The following is a 19514-nucleotide window of genomic DNA, read 5'->3' on the forward strand; positions in this document are numbered from 1 at the left end:
GCGCGCGGTCTGCTCCGCAGACACGACGCGCCGCCGCTACGCGGCGGAAAGGAAATGCTTCGCATTTCCGAATTCCGGCTCCGCCGGAATTCCCAGCCAACTCCGTTGGCTGGTGCCCGAATTCGCTCCGCGATTCGGGCGGGAGGTGAATTCGCTCCGCGAATTCACCGGCTGGCTACGGGGCGGGGGTGCGCTTCGCAGGTAACCGCTGGTGCTTTTGAGTGACCGTCAGGAAGTAGGGATTTTTGACAGCCATTCGACTCGATCGGGCCTGAATTATAAGCAAGGTGTCAATTCGCTTCGTAAATCCCGAATTTCTGTCTCTTCGCTCTGCCGTCGAAAGCTGAGGCTGTCTCTCTCAGCCCGCTGCGCTGTTCCAGACGGGCCGTCAAGTCCTCCCGGAGCGTCAGGCCGCGAAGCCGATGTTGGTCACGTACTCGTACGCACCGTAGTCACTTCCCAGCTCGATGGCGATGTCGTCGAACCAAGCACGGTCAAGCGCATCATCATCGCCTTCCGACCACGCCCGGATCACGGCATCCCAGTGACGCACGTTCAGCGTCCGGTACGCGACCACCCGTTGATGAGGGCGGCTGACCTGCGACTGGTTGAGCGGATGAAACTCCACCCGCGTCCCGCGCCCCTCACGGTTGAGGCGACCAAGCAGATACCGAGCGACATTCTTCCGACGCACCGCCCGGTAAGCATCCTCGATCCGCACGAGGTTCCGCCGGCTGGGAGCACGCTTGCCATCGAGCCACGCCTTCAACGTACGATCCGTCACCGTCAACCCAGCCTCCCGCGCAGCAGCACGAGCATGATCCGAGCGAGTCAAATAGTGCAGACGGGCCATCAAACCACGACGCGCGGTAACAGGCGTAGCAATAAACCCGGCAAGCTTGTCCATCTGCCGCGCAACCGCCTCATGGCCTCTGATCCCCCGGGCACCGAACTTACCGAACTCAATATTCCTATCCGGCACCAGACACCCCTTCATCCCTCGATATCGCTCCCTACATACTACGTCAATGAGCGGACGGCATGCATTATGGCTCGAACATTCCGCACATCTCTTGGGGATTTCGTTCCACCGATGCCTAACACCGAAAGTCCCTTCCCTGAAGCGACCATGCTGCGAATGCGACCTCGGTAATCGGCAGCTCACGTCCGTAGCAGGACGGCGCGTAGCAACTCGGGCTCGGCGCGGTGTGGTGGGGATGGAGCGGGAGGCACGGCAGCACAAGGTCGAGCTGGGTGGCGCCGGCGATGCGTTACAGGCCGCGCTGCCAAGCGGGCGGGCTCGGGCCAGGCCGCGCGCTCCGCCCGTCACCGCCGACCGTCTGCGCAGCGCCGCTGGGTGGGCAACTCAGGGCCAGCAGCTGGTTGTAGGTCCGTATGGGCGGCGGTGGGCTTGGGAAGAGCAAACGGGGTTTGTGCGTCGGGAGGGGCTATGGCGTGGTCGTCATCGTGGGTCGATCGGTGCGGCGGACGTGGGGCATCAGAGCGTTAACTGGCCTTTGTTGATGGTTAGTTGATGTTGGTGAAGTAGTCGTTCACGCCTGTGGGAAGCTGTTGACGAGCGTCGGCTGCGTAGGGGAAATTTCGCTTTCTCTTCGCACCGGTAAAGGCCACCAAGGGGGCAGCATGGCCGGTGGTTTCACCTTTGACGACGGCGGGGGGCTCGTCCTCAGTCTGTATTTCACTGCGAAGGAAGGCCAGAAGGTCGCGGTCCTGATCTCGCAGGGCTTCACCGAGCTGGGGAAGAGGGTTCTCGTGGGGCTGGCCCAGGATGACCCGATCAATGACAACGTGATCGGCAGCGGTACTGCTCCCGGGGATTACGGCAGCATCGTGGGGTTCCAGGGATTCCGTTACGGGTCAGCGCTGGATCGATGTCGGCGCTGAGAACGCCTCCATGTCGGGCACTGTCACCTTCAGCACGGTCGACTCGTGAGGTTGGTGCCCGCGAGGGTGGTGGCCTGGTCCCGGCGTCGTCCGGAACATCTCTGCTCGGTGGGCTGATGCACATCAACAACGCAGCCGGGCAATCACGCTCTCGACCCGATCAGGAGGTGGGCTGACCGCCCGGTAGGTGGGCCGGCCGAAGGGAAATGCACGCTTGCTTGGGGCTTTCCTGGTGGAGGGCTGGTCAGCGTCCTTGGTAGTCCGTCGTGTGTTCCGGGCCGTCCGTCAGGAATGCGGTGACGGCGCGGCGGTGGTCGTTGGTGTCAGCCGTGTTCGCGGCGAGGGCGGGCAGGGCCGCGTCGGCTGCGGGGATGCCGCCGTCCAGGCAGCGGCGGACGATCTCTTTGGTGGCCCGGTGCGCCTGTGTGGGTCCGGTGGCGAGATGCATTGCGTAGGTGTGCGCGTCGGTGTCGAACGTCTGGGGTGGGAAGAGGGCATTGATCACGCCCCAGTCGGCCAGCGCGGACCCGCGGTACAGGTCGCCGGTCATGACGAGTTCGCGGGCCCGGGCCGGGCCGGCGCGCTCGGTCAGCCGCTGGGTGCCGCCCATGGCCGGGGTGAAGGCGATCTTTCGCTCGACCAGGCCGAACCGGGCTTGCGGGGTGGCGACCAGGAGGTCGCAGGCCAGGGCCAGTTCGAAGGCGGCGGTGAGGGTCAGTGAGTGTGCGGCGAACACGGTGGGGCAGGGCAGTGCCTCCAGGGCCTGGGTGATACCCAGTCGGGCCTGCCAGAACGCCTCGGTGTCCTTCGGGGCGAGCTCGGCGAAAACCCGCACATCGACACCGGCACTGACAACACGCCCCTCCGCCCGCACCAACAGAGCCCGCGGCGGGTGAGCGGTCAGCCAGGCCACCGCGTCCGTCCACGCGGCCCACATCGCCTTGTCGAAGAGGTTCATCGGCGGGCTGTGCAGGGTGAGGACGGCGAGCGGTCCGTCGAAGGTCAGCCGTAGTACGGCGCTCTCGTCCGTGAGGGACGAGGGGGGTGTCATGACACGCTCCGGAAGATGCTGATCGCGTTGTTACCGCCGAAGCCGAAGGCGTTGTTCTGGACGTGCCGCAGGTTCGGCATGGCCCGTGGGCCGCCGGTGACCAGGTTGAGGTCCAGTTCCACGTCGTCGGGGTCGACCGCGGTCGGCGGTACCAGGCGGTGGCGTAGTGCCAGGCAGGCGGCCACGGCGCCGGCTGCTCCGGCCGCGCCCATCAGATGTCCGATGGTGCTCTTGATCGCGGTGACCGCGGCGCGCGGGTACTGCTCGGCGAAGATGCCGCCCTCGATGGTGTCGTTGGCGCGGCTGCCGGTGCCGTGCGCGAAGATCACGTCGATGTCGTCGGCCTTGAGCCCCGCCTCCACGAGCGATCTACGGTGGCAGGCGGCAACGCCTTCACGGTCCGGCGCGGTGGGGTGGCTCGCGTCGTTGCTGACGGCGGTGGCCAGCACTTCGGCGTAGGGGGTGGTGTCCGGGCGGAGGGCGCGCTCGGTCTGCAGGACGAACATGCCTGCGCCCTCCGACGGTGTGACGTAGCGTCGGCTCGTGGTGAAGGGCTTGCAGGGTGTGGGGCCGATGGCCTGCAGGGTGTTGAACCCGATGATGTTCTTCTCCGAGTAGGGGTCGCAGCCGCCGACGACCGCGGTGTCGGCGACGCCTGCGCGCAGCATCTCCAGTGCGCAGGACAGCGCCACGTTCGCGGAGGCGCAGGTGCTCTGCAGCAGATAGGCGGGGCCTGCGGCGCCGACGGTGCGGGCCACGCCCTGGGGGATGGAGTAGCTGGAGAAGCCGCCGGTCTCGGCGATGCTCCGGCGCCCGGCGACCATGTCCTCCAGTGCCTCGGCCTGGCCGTCGCTGCTGCCGACGCAGACGACGGCGTTGCGCAGCGCCGGGTCTCCGGGGGCCAGTCCGGCGTCCTGCAGCGCCTCGAGCGCGGCGAACTCCGCGAACAGTGACGCGTCGCGCGGGCGTTCGCGGGTGACCGGGTCCACCTTCGCCAAGGCGGTCTCGCGGGCTTCCTGCGGGACCCGGCCGCCGAGGATGCCGGGCTTCATGCCGGCGTAGAGCGGGGGGAGTTCCACGAAGCGGCTGCGGCCTGCGCATACATCGTCCCAGAAGGGTGCTGCGCCCGCGCCGGCCGGTGAGATGATGCCGAGGCCGGTGATGAAGATCCGTGCCGCTTCCTGGTTCGCTCTTGCTGCTTTCTGACTCACCGGGACCCCCTGTCCGTGCTGTCCGTGCTGTTCGTGTGTCGCCGGGTCACCGTGACCGTGGCGTGACGGCCGTCCGGGGCGTGGCATTCGAGGACGGCCCGTTCGGCGGGTTCCAGGGTGTGGACGAGGTCCAGGAAGGCGCGGGTGGCGAAGGCGCTGTTGCGCTCCGCGAAGGCGACGGGCGTAGCGCCGCCGGTGTCGGTGCGGTGGGCGACGGCCTTGCAGACGGTGCGTGTCAGGCCCGGCCGCGGGGTGTCTGTGGCACCGAAGTCGAACGCGGCGGTGAGGTCGGTGCCGGTGTGCAGGAACGCGTGGGCGACCCCGTCCCGGCAGGGCGCGGTGGGCGTGTCGAGCTGGGCGTCTGCGACGGCCTCCGGCGCGTAGACGTCGCCGATGAGCAGTCGGCTGGTGTCGGAGCGTCCGCGCTCCAGTGCGGACAGCGCCTGCCACAGGGCGACGACCGGGGTGAGGGCGTCCGCGTTGATCGTCATGTTGCGGCCGGTCGCGCCGATGCGCAGGTTGACGAAGGCCGACGCCGAACTGGACGTGGCGTTGGGGAAGTACTGGGCGGACAGCAGCTTCCCCTTCTCCGCGGCGTGGCGCTGGAGCCGGGCCAGGGCAGCGGTGTTGCCGTACTCCGTGCCGATCACCACGGTGTCGTCGGTGCGCGTACCGCCGTCCGCGGGCGGCCGGGAGGCGTCCGCCGCGCTGAGGACGAGGTACAGGCAGGTCCGGGTGAACGCGTCGCGGAACTGGTCGCCGGCGGTGCCGACCACCTCGTGCCAGTCGGGCGGCAGGCCCTCGCGGTCGTCCGTGCCGTTCGTCGGGCCGGGTGCGCACAGCGCGACCAGGCCCAGGGAGAAATCAAACAACACAACTCTCCATGGCGATGCTTCGGGTGGGCGGGGACGCGCGGACGGTCAGCTGCCGACCTGCTCGCCCACGTGCCGCTGGAGGTCCCCCACCGTGACGAGGTCGCGGGAGAATTCGTCGCCGAGTTCGACATCCAGGACGGCCTCCACCTGGACGACGACATCAATCAGTTTGAGGGAGTCGATGTTCAGGTCGGCCTTGAGGTCCTGATCGGCCGTGATTTCGAAGGATTCCGGGAGTTCCGCGATCTGCTTGAGCACCTCGGAAATACGGCTGTTGACGCTGTCCGACATCTTTCCCCCATTTTTCCAAAAGAGACGCTTGACGGCTACGGAACATAACCAGGTGGCGAACGGCTTGTCAATGAACACAGAGCCAACTTTTCCCTCCTGTTTGCACTGCAAAGCGGAGTGCGTAATACCGCTCCTCTTTGCCCATCCTGCCGCACCGCAAAGCGAAGCGGGATTATCCACGGCAGTGGGCCGGAAATCAGCCGACCTCGCCTACCGGCGGCCACAGAAGTGCCTGTTCATGTCTTTGATTCTGCGGCTATTTTCAGCCACCGCCCACTTTTCGTGATCTGCGTCACTTGCCGAAGTGTGCCGCCCCGCACTAAATTCCGGTGCTCGTTGGTGACATTTGAAACGGGGGGAATTTCGCCATGTCTGTAAACCCTTCGACTCTTTCGCGCGACGGATGGGACAAGTGGCATCTCGGTGCGGAATTGGGAATCGATGAGGCGGACGGCAACTACCAGGCGCTCCGGGCCGCCTACGACGATCTCCCGGAAGACCCGTACGCGGTCGGCTCGGGCCGATACCGGCGCTACGCCCGCGGCGTCTTCCTGCCGTGGTCCAAGAAGTTCTTCTGGATGCCGGCCACGGAAAGCCAGGCCCGGGAGGGCATGAACGGCTACTACCAGGGTGACAACAACCCGGAATACGTGAACGTCACCCGGAACCTGCCGGCCATCGGTGAAGAGGTCTGCAACAACAAGCTCCTGCTGGACATCATCCAGTTCGACTTCTCCCAGACCCGCTGGAGCGAGGACGACGCGGTCTGGCCGCTCTACGTCGGCGTCCACCTGATCAAGCTGCACATCGAAGAGGACGGCGGGGAGGCCGTGTCCTCCCCGAACGAGCTGCACCAGGACGGCGAGCCGTACGTCTTCGCCCACCTGATCTACCGGGACAACGCCGAGGGCGGCGCCAACCTCATCGCCACCCCCGAGTACCGGGGCAAGCAGCCCGAGGACGTCCCGCCCGCGGACCGCCTCGGCGAGTTCCGGATGGAACAGCCCCTGGAGGCGTACGCCATCACCGACCACCTCGTCAGCCACTACGTCGGCCCCATCCGCAAGGGTGACGCCGACCGGCCCGGCGAGCGGGCCATCCTGCTGGCCGACTGGGTTCCCATGCGCCACCGCATCTGAGAGGGCATCCCATGAACGGCGTGCGTTACCGCCATGAGCGCCCGGTGAGCGCCGAGGCCGCCGGCGAACTGCACAAGGCCCTCGCCTTCCACTACCGCGGCGTCACCGTGGAGCTGCTGGACAAGGGCGTAGAGGTCGTCGCGACCGGTCCGAGCGCATCCGAACTCGGCGAGATGGTCCGCCACTTCCTGCGCGGCCACCGCGAGGTGCCGGTGACGGTCGTCGCCGAGCACCCCGGCCGCCCCGGACTGACGTGCACCGTGCCCGACGACCACCGTGTCGCCGTGGCCCGGGGCGCCTACCTCCAGGGCCCGGAATGGACCGCGGCGATGGACGAGGTGCGCCGGCTGTGCCGGGAGCGGCTCGCCGAGCCGTTCGGCGCACCGCTGCTGACCGGAGCGGCGCAGCTCTCCCGCGACGTGCTCGTCCGGGCCGGGTACTACCAGAAGTTCCCGAACCTGGTGAACGCGGTGGCCCGGATCCGTGACCACTACTGGGACGGCGTCACCGTCGCCCAGCTCCGGCCCGGTCAGAGCGAGGCACTGGACTCCTTCTACCGGCCGGCCGAGACCGTCCTCACCCCGGTCACCTGCTACCACGTCTACGCCAACGCGGCAGAACTGAAGGACCGCTACGGCACCGGGCTGTTCGCCATCGAGGGGCCGGTCTTCCGGCACGAGTCGCACAACCACAACGCGACCCGGTTGGGTGAGTTCCGGATGTTCGAGCTCGTCCGGATGGGCAGCACCGAGGAGGTCGCGGACGACTTCGCGTCCATGCTGAAGGCGTTCACGGAGTTCTTCGCCGAACTCGGCGTGCCGCACCGCATCGTCAGCGCCTCCGACGCGTTCTTCGGGGACGCACCGACCATGACCCGCGACGCCCAGCTGCTCAACAAGAGCAAGTTCGAGGTACGGGTCCCGCTCGGCACCGGCGAACTCTCCGTCGCCAGCGTCAACGCGCACGGCGAGGTGTTCGCCGACTCCTTCGCGCTGCGCAGCCTCGGGGCCGACGGGACCTGCTGCGCGGGAATCGGCCTTGACCGGCTCACCTACGCCCTGCTGTCCTACGGCCTACTCGGCACCCCGGCCTGACCGGCCGGCACACCGACACCGGATCCATCGAGGGAATGAATTCCATGGAAGACCTGAAGAAGGTCGTCGGCGACCTGTTGGAGCAGCTCGCCCAGGCACGGGACGTACCGGCCGACGCCGAACCCGCGCAGATCATCACCAGCTCGCTCGACCAGATGCGTTTCCTGGTCGGCCTGGAGGAGCGGCTCGACGTCATGCTCGACGTCGGCGATGTGCTGCCCTTCGACCTGTCCGACCGCGATGCGCTGCTCAAGAGCGTCCACGAGCTGCTCGAGGAATCCGGAGTGACCCTGTGACCGCTGCGTCTGTCGGCGGTGACAGGCGATGAGCACGACTCGCACGCGGCTGCTCGACCTGGGGGCGATGCGCGAGGTCGTTCGCGTCTCCGTGCCTCTGATGTTCGGCATGGTCGGCAATCTGATCCTCATGCTGGTCGACCGGATCTGCCTGGCCCGCTACTCGGAGGACGCCCTCAAGGCGTCCGGGCCCGCCGTCTTCACCGCGACCACGGTGATCATGGTGACCACGGGGGCGGTCGGCATCACCCGCTCCTACGTGGCACAGGCCCACGGCCGCGGTGACGAGCGCGGGACACTGGACGAGGGCGCCAACGGGTTCGTCCTCGGCCTGCTGCTCTGCGTGTTGCAGCTGGCCGCCACCCCGCTGCTGACCTGGGTGCCGCAGCTGAGCGGGCAGCCGGCGCACATCGAGGCGCTGGAGGCACAGTTCCTGGGCCTGTCGACCCTCTACGGCTCCGTCATGACCCTCAACATGGCGCTGTCGTCGTACTTCAACGGGATAGGCCGGACCCGGATCCCGATGACCGTCGGCCTCATCGGGCAGGGCGTCGGCATCGTGATGACCATCGGCCTGGTCTTCGGCCGCTTCGGGCTGCCGGAGCTGGGTATGCGGGGCTCCGCGCTCGGCACGCTGAGTGCCGTGACCGTCATGTGCCTCGGCTACGTCGTGTGCCTGCCCCGTGGCTATGCGGCGGGCTTCGGCCGGCTGCTGCGCCGGGGCGGCAGGCAGGTCGCCCAGGTGCTCTGGCTGCGGCTGCGGCGCGGTGCCCCCGCGGGCGGCTCGCTCAGCCTGGAGGAGCTGGGGCAGACCGCGTTCGTGTGGCTGGCCGGCGTCCTCGGATCGGTGGCGCTGGCCGCCAACAACGTCGCGCTGGCCCTGAACTACGCGGCCGTCATCCCCCTGATCGGCCTGGGCATGGGCTGCAACGTCCTGTGCGGCAAGGCCGTCGGCGCCGGACGGCACCGCGACATCCCGCACCTGATGCGGGTGACCCTGACGATCTCCGGCGTGTACGTGGCCGCGGTCGCGGTCCTCCAGATCGCCACCCCGACCCTGCTGCTGAGCCCGTTCGGTCTCGACGGAGCCGATCCCGCCGTGACCGCGCACGCCGTGGACACCTCGCGGGTGCTGTGGACGTACTCCGCCGCCTTCATGTTCTCCATGGTCGGCTCCGGCGTCCTGGAGTGCCTCGGGCTCGCCCGCTTCGGGTTCCTGGCTCGGATCGTCCTCATGTGGGGTCTGTGCGTCCCCACGATCACCGTGTTCGTGCTGCTCTCCCGGGACGACGCGGACATGTTGCCGATCATGTGGCTGATCTTCTCCGCCTTCGAGGCGGCGATGGCGGCGCTGTGCCTGTGGCGCATCCGGCGCGCCGTCGCCGGCGAGGAGAACAGGCTCCACACCGACGGTCCGGTCCAGCAGACCGCCTGATTCGTCCACCCGACAGAGAGTGTGGCCATTTCCGTGAACGTACTCCTTCTCGGTCGCGAGGAAGACTGCCGCGACTACCTCGACTATGCGGAGCAGCGGGGCTTCACCGTCCGCTTCTTCGACCCGCCGCAACTCGCCGCCGAGGACCGCGAGCACTGGCGGCGCACCGTCACCGACGCCGCGCGCGCCGCCGTCGACCTCGACGGCATCGACGACGTGATCTCCTTCCACGACAGCTACCAGATCCAGCTGGAGCTGCTCCGCGGCGAACTGGGCATGCCGGTACGGGACATCGACACCCTGCTGTGCCTCGCCGACAAGACCCGGTTCAAGGCGCACCCCGCGGTCCGGGACCACATCACCCGCCACATCGAGCTGGACCCGTCGGCGAAGGCGCCCCGGGCGCTCGCCGCCGTCACCGACGCCCTGTCCTTCCCCGTCGTGGTCAAGCCGTCGAACGGCTTCTACAGCGCGGGCGTGGTGAAAGCCGGGACGCCGGAGGAGTTCCCGAAGGCGTTCCTGCAGACCAAGCGCGTCTGCACGGTGCTGCGGGAGGGCAACGGCCGGTCCCGGATGCTGGCGGAGGAGTACCTCGACGGCAATGAGTACGCTGTCGACGGTGTGGTCAGCGACGGCCGGATCATCCCGCTCCAGGTCCATCGCAAGCTGCCGCCCCTGGTCGGCCCGCTCTTCCACGAAGTGGCCTATCTGACGGAGCCGTTCGACGCGGAGCTGGGCCGTGACTTCGCCGCCCTGCTGGCGGACGTGATCCCGGGTGTCGGCCTGGACAACTCCCCCTTCCACGCGGAGTTCCGGTTCGACGGACAGGGCCGGCTGCGCATCCTCGAACTCGCCCCCCGCCTGTGCGGCGGCGGCACCACCAGCTACCAACAGCTGCGCATCTGCACCGGGCTCGACGCCTACGACCTGCTGCACCGGCTGGGCCGCGAGGCCGTCGACCCGAAGCCGCTGCACCGCCGGGTGGCGCTGGAGTACGACGCCCCCATCGAGCGCAGCGGCTTCCTGAAGAACACCGCCCGCGCCGTTGAGGTGTGCCGCAAGAACGGTGTCACCACCGTGCACCTGCACCGCCAGGACGGCCAGTTCGTGCTCGCTCCGCCGCTCAACTTCGAGACGGTCCTGACCGCCTACTTCGCCCGGGACACCCGGGAAGAGGCCGAGGCACTGCTGGATGTCCTGATGACCGACTGCACGATCGAGACGGAAAAGGAAAAGTCGTCATGAGGCCGGAAATCAAGCGCGCCCTGCACACCATCCCGATCGGCGCCAGCTCGCCGCTGCGCGCCTGCCGCAACGTGGCGACCGAACCGCTGGTCGTCGCCGAGGCCCACGGGCAGTACCTCCACGACATCGACGGCACCCGGTACATCGACTTCATGTACGGATTCGGGCCGCTGATCCTCGGCCACGCGCCGCAGGCCGTCAGCTCCGCCATCGCCCGCCAGGCGGCGGACGGCACCTTGTTCGGCACGTACTGCGTGCAGGAGATCGAGCTGGCCGAGCGCATCACCGCGACCGCCGGCCATCTGGAGCAGCTGCGCTTCGTGTGCAGCGGCACCGAGGCCGTGATGTCCACGCTGCGGCTGGCCCGTGCCCACACCGGGCGCACCCGGGTGCTGCGCTTCAACGGCGGCTACCACGGCCACTTCGACCTGGCGCAGAACAAGGACGAGTCCCGCATGCGCGAGGCGGGCCTCGACCCGGTCGCGATGCGGTCCAACGTGTACGCGGAGTACAACGACACCGCGAGTGTCGAGCGGGCCTTCGCCGGGCACCCCGGCGAGATCGCGGCCGTCGTCGTGGAGCCCGTCGCCTGCAACATGTCCCTCGTCCTGCCGGAGGACGGTTTCCTCGCCGACCTGCGCCGCATCTGTGACCGCGAGGGCGCGGTGCTGATCTTCGACGAGGTCATCACCGGCTTCCGGCTCACCTACGGCCCGGCGTCCAACCTGCTCGGCGTCGCCCCCGACCTCACCGCCTTCGGCAAGATCATCGGCGGCGGCACGCCCGTCGGCGCGTTCGGCGGCCGCCGCGACATCATGCGGCTGCTGGACGAGGAGCGGGTCCTGCAGGGCGGCACCCTGTCCGGCAACCCGCTGACCATGGCGGCCGGCCTCGCCACGCTCGACGTGCTGGCGGAGCCCGGCTTCTACGAGGAGCTGGAGCGCAAGGGCACGCTGCTGGAGACCGCGGTGGAGCGCCACCGGGCCGAGCGGGGGCTCGACTTCCACTTCGTCCGTACCGGCAGCATCTTCGCGTTCATCTTCGTCCCGCGCGGCACCCCGGTGCGCCGCAAGGCGGATGTCGCGGCCCAGGCGCACTCGCCGTACACCACGCTGTACGCGGGCATCCGCAAGGACGGCTACCACCTGGCGCCGGACATCGAGGAGCCGATGTACCTCTCCGCCGTGACACCGGACGAGACCATCGAGGACTTCGCGGCCCGCGCCGTCGCACTCCTCGCCGACGACCCGAACACCCCGCGGGTCGCCCCCGCCTGAGGTCGTCGGAGCGGTCGGCCTGGGGCGACCCGGTCTTCCGGGGCCGGGCTCCGCACCGGCCTGCGTCCGCCCGGCATCGCGTCGGGCGGACGCCGCCGGACGCCGTGGTCGCACCGTCCGCACACACGCACCCTCGCGCCGCGGGCGCCACCGAGCCCCACGCGCCTCGCAGCATCCGCGCCGCCCGGACGTCGTCCGCGCCGCCCGGACGTCGGATCGCCCGCCCCCTGCCGACGGGACCAGAGATGAACACTGAGGTCAGGAACCTCCCCCTCCTCCCCACCCAAGAGAGCGTGCTGTTCGCCGAGGCGACGCACGGCCGGCCGGGCACCCACAACCTGGCCCTGGCACTGCGGCTCACCGGTCCGCTCGACCGCGCCGCCCTCGACGGCGCGCTGCGCGCGCTGACCGAGCGGCACGAGGCGCTGCGGGTGAGCATCACCGAGCACGGGGGCGAGCCGCGGCAGACGATCGCGGACGCGGTCACCGTGCCCCTGGAGGAGGTCGGCCTCGGCACCGCGGACCAGGACCCCGGCGGCGCCGTCCTCGACCGGTACTTCGCCGAGGCCCAGGACCGGCCGTTCCGGCTGGACCGGGCGCCGCTGCTGCGGGCCACCCTGTTCCGGCTCGGCGAGCAGCGGCACGTCCTCCTGCTCGTGGCCCACCACAGCATCGCCGACGGTGACTCCCTCGATGTCCTCGCCCGCGAGTTCCCGCAGCTGTACGCGGCCTGCGCCGAGGGACGTCCGAACCCGCTGCCCTCGCCCGCCCCCGGCTACGCCGACCACGTCGCCGCCCGGCTCTCCGGGGCCTTCGACCGGCGCCGGGCCCAGGCCCTGAAGCACTGGCGCGCCGAACTCGACGGCGCACCCGCCACCTTGGATCTGCCCATGGCCAGGCTCGGCGGCACGACGCTCCGGCGCGCGGCCACCCATCGCCGGGATCTGCCGGGGCCGGTGGCGGCCCGGTTGCGCGCGCTCGCCGCCGAACACCGCGCGAGCCTGTTCTCCGTACTCGCCGCGGGTGCCTTCGCGCTGTTCGGCCGCTACACAGGGGAGCGCGACCTCGTGCTCGGCGTGCCGCTGTCCACCCGGCTGGAGCCGGGCTCCGAAGGTCTGGTCGCCCTGACGGTCAACACCATGCCGCTGCGCGTCCGGTTCGACGCCGACCAGGACTTCCTGCCGCTGCTGCGCCAGGTGCAGGGGCGTTCCTTCCAGGCGCTGCGCCATCAGGGCCTGGCCTTCCACGAGTTGGTGCAGGCCGTCAACCCGCCCCGGTCAGCGGGCCGTCAGCCGGTCTTCCAGCTGGCCCTCAACCACGTCCGTACCGGTCCCGCGGCCGAGCCGGCCGCCGGGCTGCTCGCGGAGCCGCTGCCGATCGCCAACGCCACGGCCGCGTTCGAGCTGATGCTGACCTTCGCGGAGTCGGGGGACGACATCTGCTTCTACGCCGAGTACGACACCGAGCGCTTCACCGCCGACGCCGTCCGGTCCCTCGCCGATCACCTCGCCCACCTGCTCACCGGTGTCTGCGCCTCCCCCCGCGCGCCCCTCGCCGACCTCGACCTGATGGGCGAGGAGGAGCGGTGGCGCGTCCTGCACCGCTGGAACGACACCGCTGCTCCCCTGACCGACGACACCGTGCCGACGCTGTTCGCACGGCAGGTCGCCCGGCGCGGCGACGCGACCGCCGTCATCTGCGGCACGGACCGCCTCAGTTACCGTGATCTCGACCGGCGCTCCGCCCGGATGGCCCGGCTGCTCACCGAACGCGGCGTCCGCGAGGGCGACGCCGTGGGGCTGGCGACCCGCCGGTCCACGGCGACCGTCGTCGCCCTGCTGGCGGTGCTGCGCGCCGGCGCCGCCTATGTGCCGCTCGATCCGGTCTATCCGCAGGAGCGGCTGGCGTTCATGGTGCAGGACGCCGCCCCCGCCGTGGTGATCAGCGAGACCTCCGCCGTCGGCGGTCTGCCGGCCGGTCCCGGCGCGCCCCCGGTCCTGCTGCTGGACGATCCGCAGGTGACGGCCCGTCTCACGGCGCCCGGCGAGGACCGGTTCGTCTCCGCGGTGACCGCCGACCGCACCGCCTACGTCATCTACACCTCCGGCTCGACCGGTCGGCCGAAGGGTGTCGCGGTCACGCACCGCAACATAGCCAACCTCGTCGCCTGGGCGGCCGACGCCTTCGGCGACGGGCTGGGACGGGTGCTGGCCGCGACCTCCCTCAGCTTCGACGTCTCCGTGTTCGAGGTCCTCGGGCCGCTGCTCAACGGCGGCAGCATCGAAGTCGTCCGTGACCTGCTGGAGATCGGCGAACGCGGCGGCTGGCGGGGCACGCTCGTCAGCGGGGTCCCCTCCGTGCTGGACCGGCTGATCGCCGAGGGCGCCCCCGATCTGCGCGCCGACCACCTCGTCCTCGCGGGCGAGGCGCTGTCCCCGCAGGTCGCCGCCCGGCTACGGGCGGCCGTGCCGGGCGCCCAGCTGGTCAACGCGTACGGCCCCACCGAGGCAACGGTGTACGCCAGCGCGTCCGCCGCCGGGGACACCGGCGCGGACGGGGCCGCGCCGGAGGCACCGCCGATCGGCCGGCCGCTGCGCAACACCCGCCTGTACGTTCTCGACGACCGGATGCGGCCCCTGCCCGTGGGCGTGCCCGGCGAGCTGTACATCGCCGGCGCCGGCGTCACCAGCGGTTATCTGCACCGGCCCGACCTCACCGAGGCCCGCTTCGTCCCCGACCCCTTCGGGGAGCCCGGCGCGCGGATGTACCGCTCCGGCGACCTCGTGCTGCGCCGGCCCGACGGGCAGCTCCAGTACGTCGGGCGCGCCGACGACCAGGTCAAGCTCCGTGGTTTCCGGGTCGAGTTGAGCGAGGTGGAGGCGGTCCTCGCGGAACGGCCCGAGGTGGCCCAGGCCGTCGTCGTCGTGCGTGAGGACTCCCGGGGCGAACGGCGGCTGGTCGGTTACGTCACCCCGGCACCGGGCGCCGTACCGGACCCGGACCGGCTGCGCACCGCGTTGGCCCGGCTGCTGCCCGCGTACATGGTCCCGGCCGCCGTGGTACCGCTCGACGCGCTGCCACTGTCGCCCGCCGGCAAGCTGGACCGCGGTCGGCTGCCCGACCCGGGTTTCGGTGCCCGCACCGGCCGTCCGCCCCGTACCGAGGACGAGATCGCCCTCGCCGCGCTGTTCGCCGAGGCGCTCGGCCTGCCCGAGGTGTCGGCGACCGACAGCTTCTTCGACCTCGGTGGGCACTCGCTGCTGGCGGTCCGGCTGGTACGCCGCATCTGCGCGCGGCCGGGCACCGAGCTGACCGTGCGTGACCTCTTCGAGACGCCGACCGTGCAGGGTCTGGCCCAGCGGCTGCGCCCGGCCCCCGGCGCGTCCGCGGGCACGCCCGGTGCGAAGGCGGCCCCGGCCGACGACTTCGGGGTGCTGCTGCCGCTCCGCACCCGGGGCAGCAGACCCCCGCTGTTCTGCATCCACCCGGGGTTCGGGCTCAGCTGGAGCTACGCCACGCTGATGCGCAGGCTCGACTGCGAACAGCCGGTGTACGCCCTCCAGGCCCGCGGCATCACCCCCGCCGACGAGATGTCCGGAAGCTACCAGGAACTGCTCGACGACTATCTGAGCCGGATCCGCGCCGTCCGCCCGCGCGGCCCGTACCGGCTGCTCGGCTGGTCCTTCGGCGGCCTCGTCGCCCACTCGTTGGCCGCACGGCTGCAGGCCGAGGGCGAGCGGGTCGAGCTGGTCGCGATGCTGGACACGGTGATGGTCACCGGCGGCGAGCACACCCCGGCGGACCTGTGGGAGCTGATCGAGGCCGAGACGGCCGCGGTACGCCGGGTCGTGCCCGACGAGCAGCGGCTGCTGGCGGTCGTGGAGAACCTGATCCGGGTGCGCGACCAGTTCCGGCCCGAACGGTACCGCGGCGATGTGCTGTTCTTCGTCGCCGACGAGGAACCCGGCCGACCGCCGGCCTTCGGCGAACCGTGGCTGCCGTACGTCGAGGGCCGGCTGCTGGAGCACCGGATCGCCTGCACCCACTTGGAGATGATGAACGCCCGGCCCGCCCGGGAGATCGGCGACGTGGTGGCCAAGGCGCTGGACGCGCTCGACAACACCTGCCCGGAGCGGGACCGCTAACGGCCCCGTACGGCCGGACACGACACGGAGAAGGGCTCGCATCATGCCCCGTACTGCCCTCGTACTCGGCGGGAACCGCGGGATCGGCCTGGCCGTCGCCCGGCATCTCGCCGCCCGCGGCGACCGCGTGGCCGTCAGCCACCGCACCGGTGAACCGCCCGCCGGGCTGTTCGCCGTACGCTGCGACGTCACCGACGCCGAGGCGGTGACCGATGCCTGCGCTCGGGTCAAGGAGGAACTGGGCCCGGTGGAGGTGCTCGTCCACAACGCGGGCATCACCCGGGACCGGCCGCTCGCCGCCATGAGCGCCGAGGACTTCCAGGCGCCGCTGCACACCAATCTGCTCGGCGCGTTCCACGGAATCAAGCCGGTGCTCCGGGGCATGATGCGCGCCCGCTGGGGCCGCATCGTCCTGATGTCCTCCACCGTCGCGCTGTCCGGCGCGGTCGGGCAGACCAACTACGCCGCTTCCAAGGCCGGCCTGATCGGCTTCGCCCGGTCACTGGCGCTGGAGGCGGCCGGCCACGGCATCACCGTCAACGTCGTCGCTCCCGGCTACACGGACACCGACATGGTGGCAGCCATGCCCGAGGAAAAGCGCCAGAGCCTGCTGACGACCGTGCCGATGCGCCGTATGGCCACCCCCGCCGAGGTCGCCGGGGCGGTCGGCTACCTCACCGGTGAGGACGCGGGCTATGTCACCGGCACCGTGCTACGCGTCGACGGAGGGGTCGGCATGGGCCACTGATCCGCACCTCCGTACCCGTCTCCCCCGGCACCGCAGCACGGACGGCCGGACCGACCCATGTGAGGAGAACAGGCAGTGCCCACCCGGCTGCCGCGCCCCCTGGGCCCAGGCCCCACCACGCTCACCCCCCTCTCCCTGGTGCGCGCCACGGCGGACGTCCTCCCGCTGCTGGACACCGTCACACTCGCCCCCTACGAACGGGACCGCGCCGCCCGGCTGCCTGCGGGTGAGCGCCGCAAGGACTACCTGGCCGCGCATGTGCTGGTACGGCTGTGCGCGGCGCGCCTGCTCGGAGTGGACCCCGCCTCCTTGGCTCTCGGTCAGCGGTGTTCCGAGTGCGGCGGCGAGGACCACGGCCGGCCGTTCCTGCGCGACCGGCCCGACGTGGGCGTGAGCCTGTCCCACACGCGGGGCGCCGTCGCCGCCGCCGCCGGCCCGGGCCCGGTCGGCGTGGATGTGGAGGACGCCGCGGACGCGGTGTTCTCCCCGCAGGTGGCCGCCCGCGTACTGGCCCCCGCCGAGCTCGCTGCGGTCCGTGCCGGCCCCGCCCCCGCCCGGGCCTTCCTCCACCTGTGGGTGCGCAAGGAGGCCCTGGTGAAGGTGGGCGTGACGTCCCTCGGCGCACTGCGCGGAGCCGACCTCGTGGCCTCCGGCGCACCGGCCGGCGGGCCGTCCGCCGACGGATGGTCCGCCGACGGGCGCCACCTCGACTGGCGGTTCGCCGGCTGGAGCAGCCCGGACGGCCGCCTGATCGCCGCCGCCGTCGCGCACACCACCCCCGCCCTCGACGGCGGGAGCGACCTCAGTTCCTCTCGTTTCGCCTATCCAGGAGAACACCACACATGACTGCGACCCAGTCCGTGACAGGCAACCGGACCCGGACGGTGACCCCGCGCCGGCTCCTGATGTGTCCCCCGCGCCACTTCGACGTCACCTACTCCATCAATCCGTGGATGCACCCCGGCAAGCCCGTGGACGGCGGGCTGGCGCTGCGCCAGTGGGAGGGGCTGCGTGATCTGTACCGGGAACTCGGGCACACCGTGCTGGAGATCGAGCCGGTCCTCGGCCTGCCCGACATGGTCTTCGCAGCCAATGGCGCGACCGTGGTCGACGGCAAGGTGTTCGGCGCCCGCTTCCGGCACGTCGAGCGCACCGCGGAGGGCCCCCTGTACCTGGAGTGGTTCCGGCGGCAGGGCTTCGACGATCTGTACTGGCCGGAGCACATCAACGAGGGCGAGGGGGACTACCTTGCCGTCGGCCGCCGGTTGCTCGCCGGCACAGGCTTTCGCACCGATCAGCGATCGCACTTCGAGGCGCAGGAGTTCTTCGGGCTGCCCGTCACCGGCCTGCAGTTGGTGAACCCGTCGTACTACCACCTGGACACCGCGCTCGCGGTGCTGTCCGAGGACGAGGTGGCGTACTACCCGAAGGCGTTCAGCGAGGGCAGCCAGGCGGTGCTGCGCTCGATGTTCCCGGATGCCGTCCTCGCGACCGACGAGGACGCGGCGGTGTTCGGGCTGAACATGTTCTCCGACGGCAAGCACGTACTGCTGCCGAAGGCGGCCACCGGACTCGCCGACCGGCTCGCCGAACGCGGCTTCGAGCCGATCGGGGTGGACCTCACCGAAACCCTCAAGGCGGGTGGCAGCGTGAAGTGCTGCACCCTGGAACTGCGGGGCTGACCCCATGGACAGCCACATCATCGAGCGGTACGACGAGACCGCCGTCAACTGCCTCACCGGGAGCTACGCGGTCCTCGCCGGCCTCGCCGGCCGCCCCGTGGCGGAACAGACCGTCTTCGAGCGCGGGGACGGCTATCTGTTCCAGGCGGGCCTGGACGAGTCGGGATACCCCGAGTACATCTTCCCGGTCGAGGAAGCCGGGGCGCTGGGTATGAGCCGGTCGGGGTTCACGGTGCACAAGGAGCCCATCGGTTTCGACACGCCGGGCCCCCAGCTGGAGGCGCTGCTGGCCCGGCACCGGGCGGTGATCGTGTGGGTCAACACGGCCCACCTCAACTACGCCGACGTCTATCGGGACAACAGCCCGTACCTGCACGCGGTCGTGGTCCGGAACATCGCCGCCGACCACAGCCGCGTCGACGTGCACGACAGTCTCGTGGTGGGCCCGCAGCCGTTCAGCTGCCGGGCCGCGGTGGCCTTCGACGACCTCGTCCGGTCGGCGGCCGACCGGATCAAGAGCGACGCGCATGACGCGATGGGCTTCTTCTACGCCGTCTCCGACGACCTCCGCGCGGCCGGCTCCGCAGGCCCTGCCGCGGCCGGCGGCGGCGGGCGCCCGGACGGCGCGGAGCTGAGCGGTGCGCTGATCCGCCAGGCGGAGCGGTTCTTCGCCGAGGAGCGGTTCCGGGAGGCGATCCGCCGCTATCAGGCACTGTGTGAGGAGTGTTTCGCGGGCCCGCCCGAGCGTGCCGCCCACGGCGCCCGTCGGCTCTTCCACCACGCCTCGGTCCTCTACGCGGTGCCCAGCCTGAAGCTGATGGCCCGCTCCCTGCGGGTCGCCGGCGCCTCGGAGCACAGCCTGGCCCTGCACGAGGAGGCCATGCGGCACTGGGAAGCCATGGGCGTGCTCGCCCTGCGCTACGAGGCGACGGCCGCGCCGTCGGTACTGAAGAGGATCACCCGGCGGTTCGAGCAGCTGGACGAGGTGACCGAGAAGCTGTGGGCGTCCGTGGCGGCCGTCTCGGAGGTACACAACCGGTCGTCGTGAACCGTCCCCCGCCACGGGCCGCGGCAACGTGCGGCGGCCCGGGCACCGTCGCCGCGCGTTGCGCGTCGGCGG

Annotated in this window: 17 protein-coding genes; 12 read left to right on the top strand and 5 right to left on the bottom strand. The window is 70.4% G+C overall.

Translation table 11 applies throughout. The features are described from left to right. Positions 1–406 precede the first annotated feature (406 nt). Entirely contained in the window at positions 407–982 is a 576-nt protein-coding gene (locus ACZ4U4_RS14355) for a transcriptional regulator (RefSeq protein WP_467873157.1), read from the bottom strand. Between the two features lie 662 nt (positions 983–1644). On the opposite strand from ACZ4U4_RS14355, the gene ACZ4U4_RS14360 reads away from it, so the two are divergent. Continuing rightward, positions 1645–1905, top strand: coding sequence for a hypothetical protein (locus tag ACZ4U4_RS14360; protein WP_467873160.1), 261 nt, complete (start codon positions 1645–1647; stop codon positions 1903–1905). A gap of 244 nt (positions 1906–2149) precedes the next feature. Here ACZ4U4_RS14360 and ACZ4U4_RS14365 read toward each other — a convergent pair whose 3' ends face one another. The 4 genes from ACZ4U4_RS14365 to ACZ4U4_RS14380 are packed head-to-tail and all read right to left on the bottom strand — an operon-like array spanning position 2150 to position 5333. Beyond that, a complete protein-coding gene (locus tag ACZ4U4_RS14365; RefSeq protein ID WP_467873163.1) occupies positions 2150–2956 on the bottom strand; it encodes an enoyl-CoA hydratase/isomerase family protein in 807 nt (268 codons plus the stop codon). Beyond that, a complete protein-coding gene (locus ACZ4U4_RS14370) occupies positions 2953–4167 on the bottom strand; it encodes a beta-ketoacyl synthase N-terminal-like domain-containing protein (RefSeq protein ID WP_467873166.1) in 1215 nt (404 codons plus the stop codon). Before ACZ4U4_RS14370 ends, ACZ4U4_RS14365 begins: the two co-directional genes overlap by 4 nt. Next, on the bottom strand, positions 4164–5039 hold the full coding sequence (locus tag ACZ4U4_RS14375; protein ID WP_467873168.1) for a hypothetical protein: 876 nt from the start codon (positions 5037–5039) through the stop codon (positions 4164–4166). Before ACZ4U4_RS14375 ends, ACZ4U4_RS14370 begins: the two co-directional genes overlap by 4 nt. Before the next feature lie 48 nt (positions 5040–5087). Next, on the bottom strand, positions 5088–5333 hold the full coding sequence (locus tag ACZ4U4_RS14380; protein ID WP_467873171.1) for an acyl carrier protein: 246 nt from the start codon (positions 5331–5333) through the stop codon (positions 5088–5090). A 368-nt stretch (positions 5334–5701) separates the two neighbouring features. Between ACZ4U4_RS14380 and ACZ4U4_RS14385 the strand changes: the two genes are divergently transcribed. The 11 genes from ACZ4U4_RS14385 (at position 5702) to ACZ4U4_RS14435 (ending at position 19442) form a co-directional block, all read left to right on the top strand. Next, a complete protein-coding gene (locus ACZ4U4_RS14385; protein ID WP_467873174.1) occupies positions 5702–6472 on the top strand; it encodes a 2OG-Fe dioxygenase family protein in 771 nt (256 codons plus the stop codon). Positions 6473–6483: 11 nt separating this feature from the next. Next, positions 6484–7566 (top strand): aminoacyl--tRNA ligase-related protein, encoded by a 1083-nt coding sequence (locus tag ACZ4U4_RS14390; protein WP_467873177.1) that lies wholly within the window; start codon positions 6484–6486, stop codon positions 7564–7566. A gap of 44 nt (positions 7567–7610) precedes the next feature. Then, positions 7611–7862: a hypothetical protein gene (locus ACZ4U4_RS14395; RefSeq protein WP_467873179.1), complete on the top strand. Its 252-nt coding sequence runs from the start codon at positions 7611–7613 to the stop codon at positions 7860–7862. Positions 7863–7890: 28 nt separating this feature from the next. Further along, entirely contained in the window at positions 7891–9297 is a 1407-nt protein-coding gene (locus tag ACZ4U4_RS14400) for an MATE family efflux transporter (protein WP_467873182.1), read from the top strand. 33 nt (positions 9298–9330) lie between these two features. Then, positions 9331–10542 (top strand): ATP-grasp domain-containing protein, encoded by a 1212-nt coding sequence (locus ACZ4U4_RS14405; protein ID WP_467873184.1) that lies wholly within the window; start codon positions 9331–9333, stop codon positions 10540–10542. Beyond that, positions 10539–11819, top strand: a complete 1281-nt coding sequence (locus ACZ4U4_RS14410) for an aspartate aminotransferase family protein (protein ID WP_467873187.1) — start codon at positions 10539–10541, stop codon at positions 11817–11819. Before ACZ4U4_RS14405 ends, ACZ4U4_RS14410 begins: the two co-directional genes overlap by 4 nt. A gap of 245 nt (positions 11820–12064) precedes the next feature. After that, positions 12065–15964 carry a non-ribosomal peptide synthetase gene (locus ACZ4U4_RS14415; RefSeq protein ID WP_467873189.1) on the top strand — a complete coding sequence of 1300 codons (3900 nt, stop codon included), beginning with the start codon at positions 12065–12067 and terminating at the stop codon, positions 15962–15964. 43 nt (positions 15965–16007) lie between these two features. Beyond that, complete coding sequence (gene fabG, locus ACZ4U4_RS14420) at positions 16008–16712, top strand: 3-oxoacyl-ACP reductase FabG (RefSeq protein WP_467873192.1); 705 nt, start codon at positions 16008–16010, stop codon at positions 16710–16712. A gap of 75 nt (positions 16713–16787) precedes the next feature. After that, positions 16788–17558, top strand: coding sequence for a 4'-phosphopantetheinyl transferase superfamily protein (locus tag ACZ4U4_RS14425; RefSeq protein WP_467873194.1), 771 nt, complete (start codon positions 16788–16790; stop codon positions 17556–17558). Beyond that, complete coding sequence (ddaH, locus tag ACZ4U4_RS14430) at positions 17555–18394, top strand: dimethylargininase (RefSeq protein WP_467873197.1); 840 nt, start codon at positions 17555–17557, stop codon at positions 18392–18394. Before ACZ4U4_RS14425 ends, ddaH begins: the two co-directional genes overlap by 4 nt. Positions 18395–18398: 4 nt before the next feature. Continuing rightward, on the top strand, positions 18399–19442 hold the full coding sequence (locus ACZ4U4_RS14435; protein ID WP_467873200.1) for a hypothetical protein: 1044 nt from the start codon (positions 18399–18401) through the stop codon (positions 19440–19442). The last annotated feature ends 72 nt before the right edge of the window (positions 19443–19514 follow it).

The organism is Streptomyces sp. NPDC029159, from assembly GCF_055564055.1.